At 58.3% G+C, this 15373-nt stretch carries 14 protein-coding genes and 1 tRNA gene; 10 read left to right on the top strand and 5 right to left on the bottom strand.

Going from position 1 to position 15373, the window contains the following annotated elements:
- Positions 1-83: 83 nt before the first annotated feature.
- Positions 84-173: transfer RNA gene (locus tag K6117_RS01315), tRNA-Ser, on the bottom strand.
- Positions 174-292: 119 nt separating this feature from the next.
- Between K6117_RS01315 and K6117_RS01310 the strand changes: the two genes are divergently transcribed.
- From K6117_RS01310 to mazG, 10 genes are all read left to right on the top strand, one after another.
- Positions 293-1393, top strand: coding sequence for a lytic murein transglycosylase (locus tag K6117_RS01310; RefSeq protein ID WP_246604751.1), 1101 nt, complete (start codon positions 293-295; stop codon positions 1391-1393).
- A gap of 17 nt (positions 1394-1410) precedes the next feature.
- Positions 1411-2232: an SPOR domain-containing protein gene (locus K6117_RS01305; RefSeq protein WP_221791969.1), complete on the top strand. Its 822-nt coding sequence runs from the start codon at positions 1411-1413 to the stop codon at positions 2230-2232.
- A gap of 122 nt (positions 2233-2354) precedes the next feature.
- A complete protein-coding gene (locus K6117_RS01300; protein WP_221792804.1) occupies positions 2355-3488 on the top strand; it encodes a D-alanyl-D-alanine carboxypeptidase family protein in 1134 nt (377 codons plus the stop codon).
- Positions 3485-4114, top strand: a complete 630-nt coding sequence (gene tmk / locus K6117_RS01295; RefSeq protein WP_221791968.1) for a dTMP kinase — start codon at positions 3485-3487, stop codon at positions 4112-4114. Before K6117_RS01300 ends, tmk begins: the two co-directional genes overlap by 4 nt.
- A complete protein-coding gene (holB, locus tag K6117_RS01290; protein WP_343211716.1) occupies positions 4111-5127 on the top strand; it encodes a DNA polymerase III subunit delta' in 1017 nt (338 codons plus the stop codon). Before tmk ends, holB begins: the two co-directional genes overlap by 4 nt.
- A 7-nt stretch (positions 5128-5134) precedes the next feature.
- Positions 5135-6688, top strand: coding sequence for a methionine--tRNA ligase (gene metG, locus K6117_RS01285; RefSeq protein ID WP_221791967.1), 1554 nt, complete (start codon positions 5135-5137; stop codon positions 6686-6688).
- Positions 6688-7464 carry a TatD family hydrolase gene (locus K6117_RS01280; RefSeq protein ID WP_221791966.1) on the top strand — a complete coding sequence of 259 codons (777 nt, stop codon included), beginning with the start codon at positions 6688-6690 and terminating at the stop codon, positions 7462-7464. The genes metG and K6117_RS01280 overlap by 1 nt, the downstream gene beginning before the upstream one ends.
- Positions 7461-8225: an MBL fold metallo-hydrolase gene (locus tag K6117_RS01275; RefSeq protein WP_221791965.1), complete on the top strand. Its 765-nt coding sequence runs from the start codon at positions 7461-7463 to the stop codon at positions 8223-8225. The genes K6117_RS01280 and K6117_RS01275 overlap by 4 nt, the downstream gene beginning before the upstream one ends.
- Positions 8222-8833 (top strand): retropepsin-like aspartic protease family protein, encoded by a 612-nt coding sequence (locus K6117_RS01270; protein ID WP_221791964.1) that lies wholly within the window; start codon positions 8222-8224, stop codon positions 8831-8833. The genes K6117_RS01275 and K6117_RS01270 overlap by 4 nt, the downstream gene beginning before the upstream one ends.
- 42 nt (positions 8834-8875) lie before the next feature.
- A complete protein-coding gene (gene mazG, locus K6117_RS01265; RefSeq protein WP_221791963.1) occupies positions 8876-9739 on the top strand; it encodes a nucleoside triphosphate pyrophosphohydrolase in 864 nt (287 codons plus the stop codon).
- Here mazG and hflX read toward each other — a convergent pair.
- The 4 genes from hflX to K6117_RS01245 form a co-directional block, all read right to left on the bottom strand.
- Complete coding sequence (hflX, locus tag K6117_RS01260; RefSeq protein ID WP_221791962.1) at positions 9736-11043, bottom strand: GTPase HflX; 1308 nt, start codon at positions 11041-11043, stop codon at positions 9736-9738. The genes mazG and hflX overlap by 4 nt on opposite strands.
- Positions 11040-11555, bottom strand: coding sequence for an RNA chaperone Hfq (hfq, locus tag K6117_RS01255; protein WP_281422084.1), 516 nt, complete (start codon positions 11553-11555; stop codon positions 11040-11042). The genes hflX and hfq overlap by 4 nt, the downstream gene beginning before the upstream one ends.
- Positions 11556-11644: 89 nt before the next feature.
- Entirely contained in the window at positions 11645-13036 is a 1392-nt protein-coding gene (gene ntrX / locus K6117_RS01250) for a nitrogen assimilation response regulator NtrX (RefSeq protein WP_221791960.1), read from the bottom strand.
- Positions 13033-15330 (bottom strand): sensor histidine kinase, encoded by a 2298-nt coding sequence (locus K6117_RS01245; protein WP_246604750.1) that lies wholly within the window; start codon positions 15328-15330, stop codon positions 13033-13035. Before K6117_RS01245 ends, ntrX begins: the two co-directional genes overlap by 4 nt.
- Positions 15331-15373: the final 43 nt, after the last annotated feature.

Genomic DNA, 15373 nt, shown 5'->3' with positions numbered 1-15373 from the left:
GGGCGTCTTGCCGTCATCGGCAATGACGTCGCCGCCCTGCGCGATGGGGGTATCCCAAAGACGACAATAATATAGGTGAAATTTGGCGGAAGAGGTGGGATTCGAACCCACGGAGAGCTCTCACCCTCGCTGGTTTTCAAGACCAGTTCCTTAAACCACTCGGACACTCTTCCTGCACTGAGCGATATCGCCTTTAGACGCGGCATGGGTGAGGATGCAAGGGGGGACTTTATGCGCCGATAAGGTGGAAAAGGGATTCACCTTTGCGGCGCACTGTGGCATCAATTACAGCATGATGAGTTTATCACAGCGTTCCTATTTTGTTGCGGCCTTTGTTGGCGGACTGGCTTTGTCTGGTGTCGGGCTTTGGCAGGCGGCGGCGCAGGATCGTTTTGAACCGAATACGCCGATAGCCGCCGCATCACTGACACCAGTTTCACAAGACAGTTTTCGCCTGTTCCTTGATCAATTGGCGGGGCAGGCCTTGGCGCAAGGGGTGTCGAAACGCACGATTGATGCGGTAATGCCGTCACTGACCTATAATGCGCGGGTGATTGCGCTTGATCGGGAACAGCCCGGCGCATCCGATCCGAATGCGCCCATTCCGAAATTCGTTCCCTATCGCCTACGTCATGTCGATGCCGCGCGGATTGGCCGGGGGCGCTCGGTATATCAACGCCTGCGCCCGAAACTCGCGCAAATCGAGGCGCAAACCGGGGTGCCGGAATCCGTCATGGTCGCAATTTATGGGCATGAAACCAATTATGGAGCCTATGCGGGCGATTTCGATCTTGCGCGCTCGCTGGCCAGCCTTGCCTATGAAGGTCGCCGTCGCGCCTTGTTCAGCGTGGAGTTCATCGCCACGCTGAAGCTGATGGATCGCGGTTTTCCGCGTGCCAAATTGGTCGGCAGTTGGGCAGGGGCGACCGGCTATCCGCAATTCCTGCCAAGCGTGTACCTCAAGCGCGCGCAAGATGGCGATGGCGATGGGCGGGCGGATATTTGGTCAAGCGAGGCCGACGCGCTTGCGTCGATTGGTAATTACCTGCGTTTCGCGGGATGGCAGGCAGGCTTGCCCTGGGGCGTTGAGGCCTATGTCCCGGCATCGCTTGATCGCCAGTTGATCCGTAGCAGGACGAATTCGCCGCGTTGTCCAAGGGTCCATGTCCGGCATAGCCGCTGGCTGACCATCGCCGAATGGCGAGCAATGGGCGTGATTGAGGCGGGAGCAAAGCGCCTGCCCGATCGCGCGATGGCGACATTGATTGAACCGGATGGAGCGGGGACGCCCGCATATCTGACCACGATGAACTATCGCGCTATTCTCGATTATAATTGTTCGAATTTCTATGCCTTGTCTGTTGGGCTGCTTGCGGACAAGGTTGAAAACTGACGGTAAAGGCGTTGTTTATGCGTAATTTTCTATTGTTCTTTTCCTTGATGATCATCGCATCGGGCTATGCGTCATCGCTGCAAGCGGCAGACAATATCGCCAGTCCGCATTTCGATCTGCTCGGATCGGCGCATGTCACCTCTGGTTCGCTATCTTCGCCCATATCGGTGAGCTTGCCGGACGCGGCCGGATTGGAGGTGGTCGAGATTACGTCACTCGATAGTGGTCAGGTCATTCTCGCTTTGCCCCTTGCAGAGGTGCAATATGGGCATCACGACATCATGCTTTCCGCCAGCGCAGCGGCGCAATTGGGCATATCCGGCAATGGAGGTCGGGTACGTGTGCGCCGTGCCGTGGCCAGCCCACAGGATATTGCCCAGTTACAAGCCGGAAAGCCTGCCACGCCTCGATTATCTGCGCCGCCCACCATGCTCGCTGCGTTGCGCCAGCGCTTTGATGCGGGTGATCATGTGTTGCTCGCTGCCGAGCCTTCGCCCGATGCGTCCCAGCCTATGCCACAGACATCGCCACCTTTTCCTGCACCTTCCTCTACCGCAGGACCATTGGAAATGGTTACTTCAATCCCGCAATTGCCGACCGACCAATCATTTGACGAGACGACAGGTCTATATGTGCAAGTGGCGGCGTTGGGTGACAAGGCGCGGGCCAATAAACTTGCCAACGCGTTGAAGGATATCGCTACGCCGCGACTGTCCAGCACCGGCAATATTACACGCGTTCAGATTGGCCCATTCAATTCCATGACAGATGCACAACAAGCATTGGCAGAAGTCCGGGCGCGCGGCTATGTGGATGCACGGATTCTCCATATCCCCTAATGGGGCTGTGTTCATCGAGTTTGCGTATCCTTGTAGATTTCCTCCTATCGCGCCCGAGAATGGAAAGACGGAATATTTTGAAACAGCACGTCCGCTACGCCGCCCTTTTGTCCACCTTGGCCATGTTTGGCGCATCCACATCTTCGGCTGCACCGACGATCGACACTATTGCGCCGGTGGTGCTGCTGGTCGATCAGACCGCTGGCGCGACCTTGTTCGCCCGCGATGCAGATCGCTCCATGCCGCCTGCTTCCATGGCCAAGATGATGACAAGCCATGTCGTGTTCAGTTTGATTAAACAGGGCAAGCTTCGGCTTGATCAGATGCTGACAGTGCGCCCGGAAACATGGCAGAAATGGCATGGCCCCGCCGCTGGTTCGACCATGTTCCTGTCCGCTGGCGAACAGGTCAGCGTCGAAAACCTGCTCCATGGCGTGATCACACTGTCGGGAAATGATGCTTGTGTCGTGTTGGCGGAAGGCATCTCCGGCACCGAACAGGCCTTTACCGACCTGATGAACGCCGAGGCCAAGCGCCTTGGTATGACCAACAGCCATTTCGGCACCAGCAATGGCTGGCCGGATGAGGGCGTGACCCATGTCACCGCCCGCGATCTTGCGAAGCTCGCGGCCAGCACGATCAACGATTATCCTGAATTTTACGCGAAATTCTATCAGCAGACGAGCTTTTCATGGGGCAAGACCATGGGCGGCGATGCGATCATGCAGGACAATCGCAACCCGATTCTTGGCCGGGTGCCGGGGGCGGACGGGCTGAAAACCGGCCACACCGAAGAGGCGGGCTATGGCTTCACCGGCTCTGCCATTCAGAATGGCCGTCGTCTTGTGCTGGTTGTTGCCGGGCTTAATAGCAAAAGTGATCGCGTCACCGAATCCGTCAAGCTGATGGAATGGGGCTTCAAGGCATGGGAAGCCAAGCCCTTGTTCGCCAAGGGCGCACAGGTCGGCAAGGCCCGCGTCCAATTGGGTTCGGAAGATGAGGTCGCACTCACTGCACCGCGCAACCTTGCGGCGGTGATGCCGCAGGGCACCGGCGGTTCGGTCAAAATGTCGATCCGTTATGATGGGCCGATCAAGGCGCCGATCAAGGCGGGCCAACATGTCGCCGATTTGATCGTCACCACGAGCGACACCCCGCCACAGGTGATGCCATTGGTCGCGGCGGTTGCGGTGGATGAAGCGAGCTGGTTCGATCGCGTGATCGCCGGTCTCAAGGCCTTTTTCGGCCTCGCGTGACACGCGGATGCTTCATCACGCTGGAGGGCGGGGAGGGTGTCGGCAAGTCGACCCAGCTCCGCCTGCTGGCGACTGTGCTGGAATTGCGCGGCCTTGACGTCATCGTCACGCGCGAACCGGGCGGCAGTCCGGGGGCGGAGGATATACGCAACTTGATCCTGTCGGGCGATAAGGACCGTTGGGATATGAAGACCGAGGCAATGCTGTTCGCCGCCGCCCGTGCCGACCATCTCCGCGCCACAGTTCGCCCGGCATTGGAACGCGGGGCATGGGTATTGTGCGACCGGTTCATTGATAGCAACCGCGCCTATCAGGGCGCAGCGGGCGAATTGGGTGATGCGTTCATCCTCGCGCTGCATGAATTGGGCAGCGATGGCTTCATGCCGGAACGCACCCTTGTGCTCGATCTGCCGGATGATGTCATCGGCATCAGGGCGGAGGAGCGCGATCAAGGGCAGGAAATCGACCGAATTGGCGGGCGGACCCTCAATTATCATCGCCGCGTGGCACAGGCCTTTCGCGAATTTTCCGCACAAGACCCGGCGCGGGTGCGCCTGATCGATGCAGGCGGCGAGCGCGAAGACGTGACCGCGCGGCTGCTTGGCGCGATATCGGATTTGTTGTGAGCAAATTACTCGGCCATGATGATGTCATGACGTCATTTCGGGCATCGCTCGATGGCCCGCGCTTGCACCATGGCTGGATTTTCGCGGGGCCGAAGGGGGTTGGCAAGGCCGCATTGGCCCAAAGACTTGCGACGTTTCACCTCGCGCGGGCGGCGGGACCGGCGTTTGCCGATCATGACATGCAGGTGCCAGACCATCATCCGATCGTGAAATTGATCGCGGCGGGGACGCATCCCGACTTCATCCGGATCGAACGCCTGCCGCGCAAAAGCGAAAAGGGCGATAGCAGCGACCCGACCAAGCTCGCCCGCAATATTTCGGTCGATCAGATCCGGGCGCTGCGCGAGCAATTACACCGCACGCCGTCGCTCTCGCCGCAACGCGTCGTGATGATCGATGCCGCCGAGGATATGGAGGCGGGGGCGGCCAATGCGCTGCTCAAAATTCTTGAAGAACCGCCCGCCAACACTATGTTTTTCCTGATTAGTCATATGCCGGGTCGGTTGTTGCCTACGATCCGTTCGCGTTGTCGCCTTGTCCGGTTGCGGCCCTTGTCCAATGATCAGGTGGCCCGCATTGTCGCGGATCATCTGCCGGAACTCGATATGGCGGCCTGCAAGGCGCTGGCGCTAGCGGCGCAAGGATCACCCGGACAGGCGCTGCAATATGCCGAACTCGACGTCGCCGGGATTGAATCCACGCTGGACAAGGTCGAACGTGGCGATCCCAGCGCGTCTGCCGAACGCTCCCTCCTATCGCGACAATTGGCGGGCAAGGCGGCGCAAAGCCGGTTTGAGCTGTTTCTCGATTATTTTCCCTCGCGTCTGGCACGCTCGGTGCGCCAATCCGGCGGGGATACGCTTGCAGAAGGCATCGCCCTGTGGGAAAGGGCCTCCGCATTGGCCAACAGCGCCCGTAGGTTGTCGCTCGATCCGGAATCGACCGTATATGAACTGACGGGCTATCTTGCGGCCCTGCATATATCCCGCACGCCTTCGTCCAGGAAGTCCTGAGCTTATTATGTCCGAACCTTATTACATCACGACCGCTATCTCTTATCCGAATGGCCGCCCGCATATCGGCCATGCTTATGAGGCGATTGCCGCCGATGCCATTGCCCGTTTTCATCGGATGTTGGGCCGGGATGTGCGCTTCCAGACCGGGACGGACGAACATGGCCTGAAAATGGCCCAGACGGCACGCGATCGCGGCATTACGCCCAAGGAATTAAGTGACGAAATGTCATCTTATTTCAAAGCAATGTGCGATAGTCTTGATATTTCATATGATCGTTTCATTCGCACCACCGATCCCGATCATAAGGTGTCGGTACAGGCGTTGTGGCGCAAGATGGTCGATAAGGGCGATATTTATCTGGGCCGTTATGAAGGCTGGTATTCCGTCCGTGACGAAGCCTTTTACGATGAAAAGGAACTGACGACCGGCGAGGGCGGGGTGCGTCTGTCGCCGCAAGGGACGCCGGTGGAATGGACGGTTGAGGAAAGCTGGTTTTTCCGCCTGTCGGCCTATCAGGACCGGTTGCTTGATCTGTATCGCAACCACCCCGAATTCATCCAGCCCGAAGGCCGGCGCAATGAAGTGGTCCGCTTTGTCGAGGGTGGGCTTTCCGATCTATCGGCATCGCGCACCAGCTTTGACTGGGGGATTCCGGTGCCGGACAGCCCCGGCCATGTGATGTATGTCTGGGTCGATGCGCTGACCAATTATCTGACGGGCGCGGGCTATCCCGATCTCGATGGCGCACTTGGCAAATATTGGCCAGCGGATGTCCATGTGATCGGCAAGGATATTGTCCGTTTCCACGCCGTCTATTGGCCCGCCTTTTTGATGAGCGCCGATGTACCGCTACCCAAACAGGTGTTTGGCCATGGCTTCTTGCTCCATAAGGGTGAGAAAATGTCAAAGTCTGTCGGCAATGTAGTTGATCCGATTGAACTTTCTACCGTGTTCGGTGTCGATCAATTGCGCTATTTCCTGTTGCGCGAAGTCAGCTTTGGGCAGGATGGCAGCTATTCGGAAGATGCGATTGTCACCCGTTGCAATGCCGATCTTGCCAATAATCTCGGCAATCTCGCGCAACGCAGCCTATCGATGATCGCCAAGAATTGTGACGGTAAGGTGCCGGTGCCGGGGGATGCAACCGAGGCCGAAACCGCGCTGCTGGCGGGCATCGCCGCCGCCGAACAGGCCGTGCGCCAACATATGACGGGCGGGCAATTTGCGATCCATTCGGCCTTGCAGGTCATTTGGGAACAGATGAGCCTGACCAACCAATATTTTGCTGAACAACAGCCTTGGGCAGTCCGCAAGGTCGATCCCGCCCGCGCGGATACGATCCTATATTATACGGCAGAGGCGATCCGCCAATTGGCGATCCTTGCACGCTGGGTCATGCCGTCGAGCTGTGATAAACTGCTCGATCTGCTGGCGCAAAAGCCCGACGCCCGCGATTTCGCGGCGCTGGGGACGCGGATTGCACCGGGCATGGATTTGCCCACGCCAATGCCGATCTTCCCCCGGCTGGAATTAGCCGGCGACGCAAAGGGTAATTGATGCTGATCGATTCCCACTGTCATCTGAATTACAAGGGCTTGGTCGAGGATCAACAGGCCGTGTTGGAACGTGCGCGGGCCGTTGGAGTCACCGGGATGCTCAATATCTCGACCCGCGAGCGCGAATGGGCGGACATTATCGCCACTGCCGAGCGTAATGACGATATTTGGGCCTCGGTCGGCATTCACCCGCATGAGGCGGATGATCATGCCGATCTGCAACTGGCCCGGCTGATCGAGGCCGCCAGCCATCCCAAGGTCGTCGCGATTGGCGAAACCGGCCTTGATTATTATTATGAACATAGCGACCGCCAGCGCCAGCAAGACAGCTTTCGCCTGCATATCGCCGCCGCCCGCGAGACCGGCCTGCCGATCATCATCCATACCCGCGATGCCGAGGAGGATACCGCCGCCATTTTGCGTGATGAGATGGGGAAGGGCGCGTTTACCGGCGTGATCCATTGCTTCACGGCCTCCGCAGCATTCGCCGATATTGCATTGGAATTAGGTCTTTTTATCTCCATTTCCGGCATCGTCACGTTCAAAAATGCCCATGATTTGCAGGCAACCGCGGCGCGGCTGCCGCTTGATCGGCTGTTGGTCGAAACCGATGCGCCGTTTCTTGCGCCGGTGCCGCATCGTGGCAAGACCGGCGAGCCGGGGTTCGTCGCGGATACCACCCGTTTTCTCGCGCAATTGCGCGGCGAGGGGGTGGAACAACTCCATGACGCCACCAGCGCCAATTTCTTCCGCCTGTTTAGCAAGGCCGCGCAATGAAACTCCGCATCCTCGGCTCCGGCACATCATCCGGCGTGCCAAGGATCGGGCCGGATTGGGGCGATTGCGACCCGCATGAGCCGCGCAATCGGCGCATGCGGGCGTCGATCTTGGTCGAAACTGCCACGACAAGGGTGTTGGTCGATACGACGCCCGATATGCGAGCGCAGTTGATCGCCGCCGAGATCGACCATGTCGATGCCGTCATCTGGACCCATGATCATGCCGATCATTGCCACGGGATCGATGATTTGCGCCAGTTGTTCCATGCCAAGGGGCAGGCCATTATCGCTTATGCGCGGGCGGATGTGCTGGAAAGCCTGCAACGCCGCTTTGAATATGCGTTTTATGGCAAGGATGGCTATCCGCCGATGGTCGAGGGAAGGGTGCTGCCGGATGCATTCACTTTGGGCGATTTGCATATTGGGGCGGTGGATCAACCCCATGGCAACATCACTTCGGCAGGCATTGTCTTCACAAATAATGTAAATAAAATTGTATATTCAACTGATTTTAATGATTTTACGCCAGAAATGGCAGGGCAATATGCAGGGGCGGACATCTGGGTGGTCGATGCCCTGCGCCGCCGTCCGCATCCGACCCATTGCCATCTCGATCAGACATTGCGCCTGATCGGGGAGGTGAAGCCGCAATTGGCTGTGCTGACCCATATGGATCAAAGCATGGATTATGCGACCTTGTTAAGGGAACTGCCTGCGGGGGTTTTGCCCGGTTATGACGGGATGGAGATCCAGCTTTGATAAGCGAGGACCAGAGCCTGCAACTGGTGCAAATTCTGGCGGTCGCCGTGCTGGTGGGCAGTTCATTGATGTCTCGGCGGTTGAATTTTCGTACTGTCACCCGAATGGCCTTGGCTTGGGCAGCGATCTTTGCGTTGTTGTTTCTGGCATTTGGCTATCGCGACCGGATTACCGCCGGTTTCCACCGCGCAACCGCCGCGATTGGGATTGCCGACCAGCAAAAATCCGCCAATGGCGAGGCCGTTATTTTGCGCCGTGATGCGGATGGGCATTTTTGGGCAAACGCCACGATCAATGGCAAGACATTGCGGATGCTGATTGATAGCGGCGCGAGCATCACCGCGATTTCGGATGATGCGCGGCGCGCATTGGGATTGCGCGTGGATGCAGGCTTTGGCGCAGTCGTCACGACCGCCAATGGCCCGGTAAAGGTGGAACGCATCACGATCCCGCAAATGGCGGTCGAGCATATTATCGTTGATAAGTTGACGGTCGTGACGTCACCACAGTTCGGCGACAATAATGTGTTGGGGATGAATTTCCTTGATCAGCTTCAATCCTGGACGGTTTCGGGGGATAAGATGACCCTTCTCCCCAAGGCTGATTGAATCTGTATTTAACATAATATATATTATCGGGATAAGGTTGATATGGCTGAAGATACCCCCTCAACACCGAAATCCCCCATATTATCAGAAACGACCTCAACGCCCGGTTTTACAAGCCGTGCCGATCTGTTGCCGCATATCGAACAGCAACACGGCATTGATCGTTTACGCGCGATCATGGTCGCCTTGCGCGATCCGACATACGGCTGCCCTTGGGATCGTGTGCAGAGTTTTTCGACGATTGCGCCTTATACCATCGAAGAAGCGCATGAAGTCGCCGATGCGATCGCGCGTGATGACATGTCCGATCTTTGCGATGAACTTGGCGATCTGTTGTTGCAGGTTGTGTATCACGCTCGCATCGCCGAGGAATCTGACGCCTTTGCGCTGGATGACGTCATGATGGCAATTTGCGACAAGATGATCCGTCGCCATCCGCATGTCTTTGGCCCGGATGATGCCGCGGATACTGCGCCCTCGCCGCGTTGGGAACAAATCAAGCACGAGGAACGGGCGAATAAAGGCGAGGACGATAGCGCGCTTGCCGGGGTGGCACTGGGCCTGCCCGCCTTATTACGGGCGGAAAAGCTGCAACGCCGGGCCGCAAGGGTCGGTTTTGATTGGCCGGATATTGATGGTCCCCGAGCGAAAATCGTCGAAGAACTAGACGAGATCGAGGCAGCCCAAAGCGATGAAGAGCGTATCGATGAATATGGCGATATGCTGTTTTCGATGGTGAATTGGGGCCGCCACCTAGGCATTGATCCGGAATCCGCACTGCGTCAGGCCAATGCCAAGTTTGAACGGCGTTTCCGGCGCATGGAAGAATTGGCGGGTCGAGAGGTGTTTAACGCCGCCAGTCTTGATGAAAAAGAAGCCTATTGGGTTGAGGCCAAAAAGCCTTAATGCGCTTTGCCTGCGCGGCGGACCCAGCGCTCCCAATCGACTTCGCTCATGCGAACTGCAACATTTAAATGCTCATCTTCAGATGCTTGCGAGATGATATTGCCATGACGGTGGAGCCATGACAGGCCCGCTCCGTCGCTGGCCTCAAGCCGAATATCATGGATGCGCGCCCCACCGAGCAGGCGGTTGGACAGCATCTCGCGCAGATGGTCGACCCCTTGCCCGCTGATCGCCGAAACCAGCACGACATCGTCACGCCGCGCGGCCTCGGCCCGGGCATGGGCCCCCTCTTCCTCGTCCAGCAGGTCGATCTTGTTCCAGATTTCGATCATTGGCGCACCTTCCGGTCCGCCAACGCCGATTTCCTGCAACACCGTTTTCACATCCTCGGCCTGTGCATCGCTATCCGGATGGGCGATGTCGCGCACATGGAGGATGAGATCGGCGGACACGACTTCTTCCAGCGTCGCCCGAAATGCCGCGACCAATTGGGTCGGCAGATTGGACACGAAACCGACCGTATCGGACAGGATCGCCTTGTTGATCCCCGGCAATGATACCGCTCGCATGGTGGGATCAAGCGTCGCGAACAAAAGGTCTTCAGCCAGCACTTCCGCGCTGGTCATCAGATTGAACAGGGTCGATTTGCCTGCATTGGTATAGCCGACAAGCGCAATCACCGGCCAAGGGGCCTTGTGACGCCGCGCCCGATGGAGTGCGCGGGTGCGGGTGACTTGTTCCAATTCACGGCGCAATTTCGCCATGCGGTCACGGATCAGGCGACGATCGGCCTCAATCTGTGTTTCACCGGGACCGCCGAGAAAGCCAAAGCCACCGCGCTGGCGTTCAAGATGGGTCCAGCTTCGAACCAATCGACCCGCCTGATAATCAAGATGCGCGAGTTCGACCTGCAAACGGCCTTCTGCGGTGGCGGCGCGTTCACCGAAAATTTCGAGGATCAGCCCGGTGCGGTCGATCACCTTGACCTCCAACGCGCGTTCAAGATTGCGCTGCTGGATCGCGGTGAGCGAGGCATCGACGATCAGCAATTCCGCGTCATGTTCGGCGATGTCGAGCTTGACCAGATCAATCTGGCCGGAACCGATCAGCGTGGCCGCTTTGGCCGCGCGGATACGAAAGGCGTGACGTCCGACAACCTCGATGCCGATGGCTTCGGCAAGGCCGGTCGCTTCATCGAGCCGCGCATCGTGATTGCGCCGGTCGCCGCCAAAGTCGGGGAGCACGAGAATAGCCCGCGCACCCCGACCAAAGCCGTCTTTTTCCGTTCGATTGAAAAGGCTCAATCCTGCTCCACCGATTCTTCATAAGCGGCCAGATCGATCTGATGGCTGGGCTGGATCGTTGAAATCGCGTGCTTATAGACCAGCTGCACCATGTTATCGCGACGGAGCAACATGCAGAACAGATCGAACGCGGCGACCTCGCCCTGCAACATCACGCCATTGACGAGGAACATGGTGACATAATCCTGTTCCTTCTTGATCGCGCCAAGGAACACGTCTTGAAGCTGTTGCTGCTTGCGCTCGCCAATGGTGATCTTATCGACATTGTCCAATGGCATCGGCTGGGCCGGCATGATGGTCGAAATCGCATGCTTATAGACCAGTTGCGACTGGCCATCGCGACGCAGCAGCAGCGAGAAATTGTCAAACCAGGTGATGATCCCCTGGAGTTTTACGCCCTTTACCAGAAACATCGTCACTGGGATTTTCTGCTTCCTGAGGGCATTCAGGAACAAGTCTTGTAAAATATTGACCTTTTCAGCCATTATGGCCTCCGGTTCTTGGCGGAACAATGTCCGCTTTGGCGCTGTTGCTCAGCGTCGTGCATCGATCGGAATAGCCCGTCGATGGGTAGAGCATTAAAGGGTAACGGCGCGTCCGTCTATCCCTTCTCGTCCTCCTCACCGCGAATATCACTCAATCCAAGGAGTTTGAGTTTGCGATGCAGCGCCGAACGCTCCATTCCGACAAAGGTCGCGGTGCGCGAGATGTTGCCGGAGAAACGCCGCACCTGCACCCGCAGATATTCGCGCTCGAAACTCTCCCGCGCCTCGCGCAAGGGGGATGTCATGATCGTCATCAGCCCTTGGTCCATGCGGACGACAGATGCATCGAGAATTTCGGACGGCAGGACATCGGATTCGATCCGGACATTGGGATCGGTCGGAGCGAGGATCAAAATCCGTTCGATGATATTGCGCAACTGGCGGACATTGCCCGGCCAATCATAGGCCTGCAATGCGGCCATGGTGTCATCGCTGAAACTGGGCGGCGCGATCCGGCGTTCGGCGGAAAAACGCGCGACGAAATGATCGATCAGCGCGGGAATATCCGCCCTGCGCTGGTTCAATGGCGGCAGATGCACCGGCACCACGTTCAGGCGGTAGAACAGATCTTCGCGGAAAACGCCCTCGGCGATGCGGGATGGCAGGTCCTGCGCGGTTGCGGACACGACGCGCAAATCGACCTTGATAACGCGATCACCACCCAAACGGGTGAAGCTTTGATCGGTCAACACCCGCAAGATCTTGGCCTGAGTGGTCAGTGGCATATCTGCAATTTCATCTAGGAAAAGCGTGCCGCCATGCGCCTGTTCCAACAGGCCTGCCCGCACCATCTTGCCGTTTTCCTCGATCCCGAACAGCTCTTCCTCCACCCGCGCCGGGTCCATCCGGGCGGCGCTGACGACGACAAATGGCGTATCCGCGCGGTGCGACCATTTGTGGAGCAAACGCGCCGCCACTTCCTTACCGACGCCTGCGGGGCCGGTGATCAACACGCGGCTACCGGTCGCCGATACTTTCTTCAAGGTCGCGCGGACGGCGTTGATCTGGGACGATGTGCCGGTCAGTTCATCTTCTTGGCCGACCATCGCCTTTAATGTGGCGTTTTCGGTCCGTAGTCGCTCTGTCTCGGTCGCGCGCTCGACCATGTACAAAAGGCGCTCGGCTTCGAACGGTTTTTCAATGAAATCGGTGGCCCCGCGCCGGATCGCGGCGACGGCGGTGTCGATATTGCCATGGCCGGAAATCACCAGCACCGGCAGGCTCGCATCGCGCGCCTTCAACTCATCCAGCAAATCCATCCCGTCGAGGCGCGAGCCGTGAAGCCACACATCGAGCAGCACCAAGGACGGGCGGCGTTCATCCACGGCCGCCAGCGCCGCATCGCTATCGGCGGCGGTGCGGACGGTATAGCCCTCGTCCTCCAGCACACCGGAGACCAAATCACGAATATCGGCTTCGTCATCTACAACGAGAATATCAAGGCTCATGCGTCGGTCCTGTCCCTCGGATTCATACTGGGCAGCGGATCGTCGTCCTGATGGACCACGCCCGTTTCCTCATCATCTTCTACATGCAGGCGGATTAACGCCGCCGTATCGAACTGCATCGTAACGACGGCACCTTCGCCATCGCCTTCGCGGTCTGAGAAGCGCAGCGTGCCGCAATGCTCCTCGACGATCTTGCGCACGATGGCGAGGCCAAGGCCGGTACCCCCTGCCCGTGTCGTCATATAGGGTTCGGTCATGCTTTCGCGTTCTTTGGGCAGGCCGATGCCATTATCGCCGACGATGATGGATAGGCGCTCGCCATCTTCGATCATTGCGATGTCGATCTGGCCTTGATAGCTGGGCTGTTGCTGCACCCGGGGCTGGATCGCTTCGGTCGCGTTCTTGATGATGTTGATGAGCGCCTGGCTGATCTGACGGCGGTCGCAGACCATGATCGGCAGATTATCCGGCAAATTCAGCGCGAATTTCAATTCGGGATGCGCCACCTCCTGCAAAAAGGCGGTCTGGCGCACGATATCGACAATTGATTCCCGGCGGAAAAACGGCTTGGGCATCCGCGCAAAGGACGAAAACTCATCGACGATGCGGCGAAGATCGCCAACCTGGCGAACGATGGTCGAGGTCAATTGCGCGAAGACCGTATCGTCTTCCGGCATGTTGCGGCCATAACGGCGTTGCAGGCGTTCGGCGGCAAGCTGTATCGGCGTCAGCGGGTTCTTGATTTCATGTGCGATCCGCCTTGCGACATCCGACCATGCAGCGGTGCGTTGATCGGCTAGGCGCTGGGTAATATCGTCAAAGGTCAGTACGGCCCCAGTGTCGGTCTGTCCCACCGTCACCGCAAGGGTACGCGGCGCATCATTGACCTGCATCATCACCACTGCCTCACTTTTATCGGCGGTAATGACGGCATCGAGTTCCGGCAGCACTTCGCCCAATGCAGCGAGCACCAACTCGTCCTCCTTGCGCGACAGCATTTCAAGTGCCGACCGGTTCACCAGCCGGATCGAGCGATCTTCCGCGAGCGCGATTACCCCGGCGGATACGCTGGTCAGCACGGCCTCGATCAATTCGCGACGGCGGTCCAGCAATTCATTGGCCCGCATCAACGCGCCGGTCTGTTCGGACAAGCGGCGGGTCATACGGTTGAATGCATTGGCGAGTGTGCCGATTTCGTCACGGCTGTTCAAATGGGCGACGCGGGCGTTGAGATCACCAGCCGCCACGCTGCGGGCTGCATCGACCAAGGCATTGACCGGCCTCACCACCCGATCCGCCACGCGATAGGCGATGAACATCGCGATGCAGACGATCAAGAGCGACAGCACCAACAAAGCGGCGATAAAGCGTAACTGGAGCGACCTTGCGCGGCTGAGCAACTGGCCATAATCGCCAAGCGCCGTCTTGGCGCGGGCGATTTTCGACAGCACTGCCGGATCGACCGCGCGCGAGGCATAGAGAAACCATCGGCCTTTTTGATCGAGCAGGGTAATCGCCTCGACCCGGTCAATCGCATCATGGATCGACACGCGCTTGCCACTACGTAATGCCGCGAGCGCCGCCTGCGGCATGCGTTCCTGTAGTCCGCGTGAGTCAAGATTGGCCCCGGCGACAAGGCGACGCGCGCCATCGTCGCCAATCTCAACGACCGCCGCCTCGGACAGGTTACGCGCGGCGACCTGCCACGCCAGACCTTGCGCGAAATTGGGGTCTTCCATGCCATAACTACGCGCATAGCCGGAAATATCGCCGCCCATCGCCTCCACATCTGCGCTGAGACGAGTGCGGTTTTCGGCGACATAGGCCGTGGCGACCTGATCGGCATTGAGCAGCACGGTGCGCGCCTTGTCCGAAAACCAGAAGTCGACGCCATATTGGAACAGCATCGCCGCAAAGGCCGCGACAAAAAGCGTCGGAATGGCGGACAGGAAGGAAAATAGCGCCACCAGCCGCACATGGAGTTGGCCCCGTCCCGTGCCATGAATATGGGCGATGCGGCGCAGCGCGATTCGCCGCACGACCAATACCAACAGGCAGATAATCGGCACGAGATTGAGGATCAGCAACAACGCGACCATGCCGGGCGCGAGCAAGCGATCAATCGTGCCGCTTTCCTGCGAAATATAATAATAGGTAAACAAGGCGATCAGCACAGCGGCTGCGAATGTGCTGCCTTCCAGCCACGGAATGAACACCCGCGACCGCGACAACAATTGTACGCGGCGGATCAGCCGTTGCCATATCGAACTGTCGGAGAACGCACGGATCATCATTGTGGCCAAAGTAACACATTGTCGCGATAGTGCAACAGGTGCC

The organism is Alteraquisediminimonas sediminicola (assembly GCF_019740335.1).
GTDB classification, from domain to species: Bacteria; Pseudomonadota; Alphaproteobacteria; order Sphingomonadales; family Sphingomonadaceae; genus Alteraquisediminimonas; species Alteraquisediminimonas sediminicola.
This window is presented reverse-complemented; position numbering and strand designations above follow the sequence as displayed.

Coding starts and splice junctions, on each gene's coding strand:
- K6117_RS01305 (WP_221791969.1), top strand. CDS start 1,411: ATGCGTAATTTTCTATTGTTCTTTTCCTTGATGATCATCGCATCGGGC.
- K6117_RS01275 (WP_221791965.1), top strand. CDS start 7,461: ATGAAACTCCGCATCCTCGGCTCCGGCACATCATCCGGCGTGCCAAGG.
- K6117_RS01245 (WP_246604750.1), bottom strand. CDS start 15,330: ATGATGATCCGTGCGTTCTCCGACAGTTCGATATGGCAACGGCTGATC.
- K6117_RS01310 (WP_246604751.1), top strand. CDS start 293: ATGATGAGTTTATCACAGCGTTCCTATTTTGTTGCGGCCTTTGTTGGC.
- mazG (WP_221791963.1), top strand. CDS start 8,876: ATGGCTGAAGATACCCCCTCAACACCGAAATCCCCCATATTATCAGAA.
- ntrX (WP_221791960.1), bottom strand. CDS start 13,036: ATGAGCCTTGATATTCTCGTTGTAGATGACGAAGCCGATATTCGTGAT.
- K6117_RS01280 (WP_221791966.1), top strand. CDS start 6,688: ATGCTGATCGATTCCCACTGTCATCTGAATTACAAGGGCTTGGTCGAG.
- metG (WP_221791967.1), top strand. CDS start 5,135: ATGTCCGAACCTTATTACATCACGACCGCTATCTCTTATCCGAATGGC.
- K6117_RS01300 (WP_221792804.1), top strand. CDS start 2,355: ATGTTTGGCGCATCCACATCTTCGGCTGCACCGACGATCGACACTATT.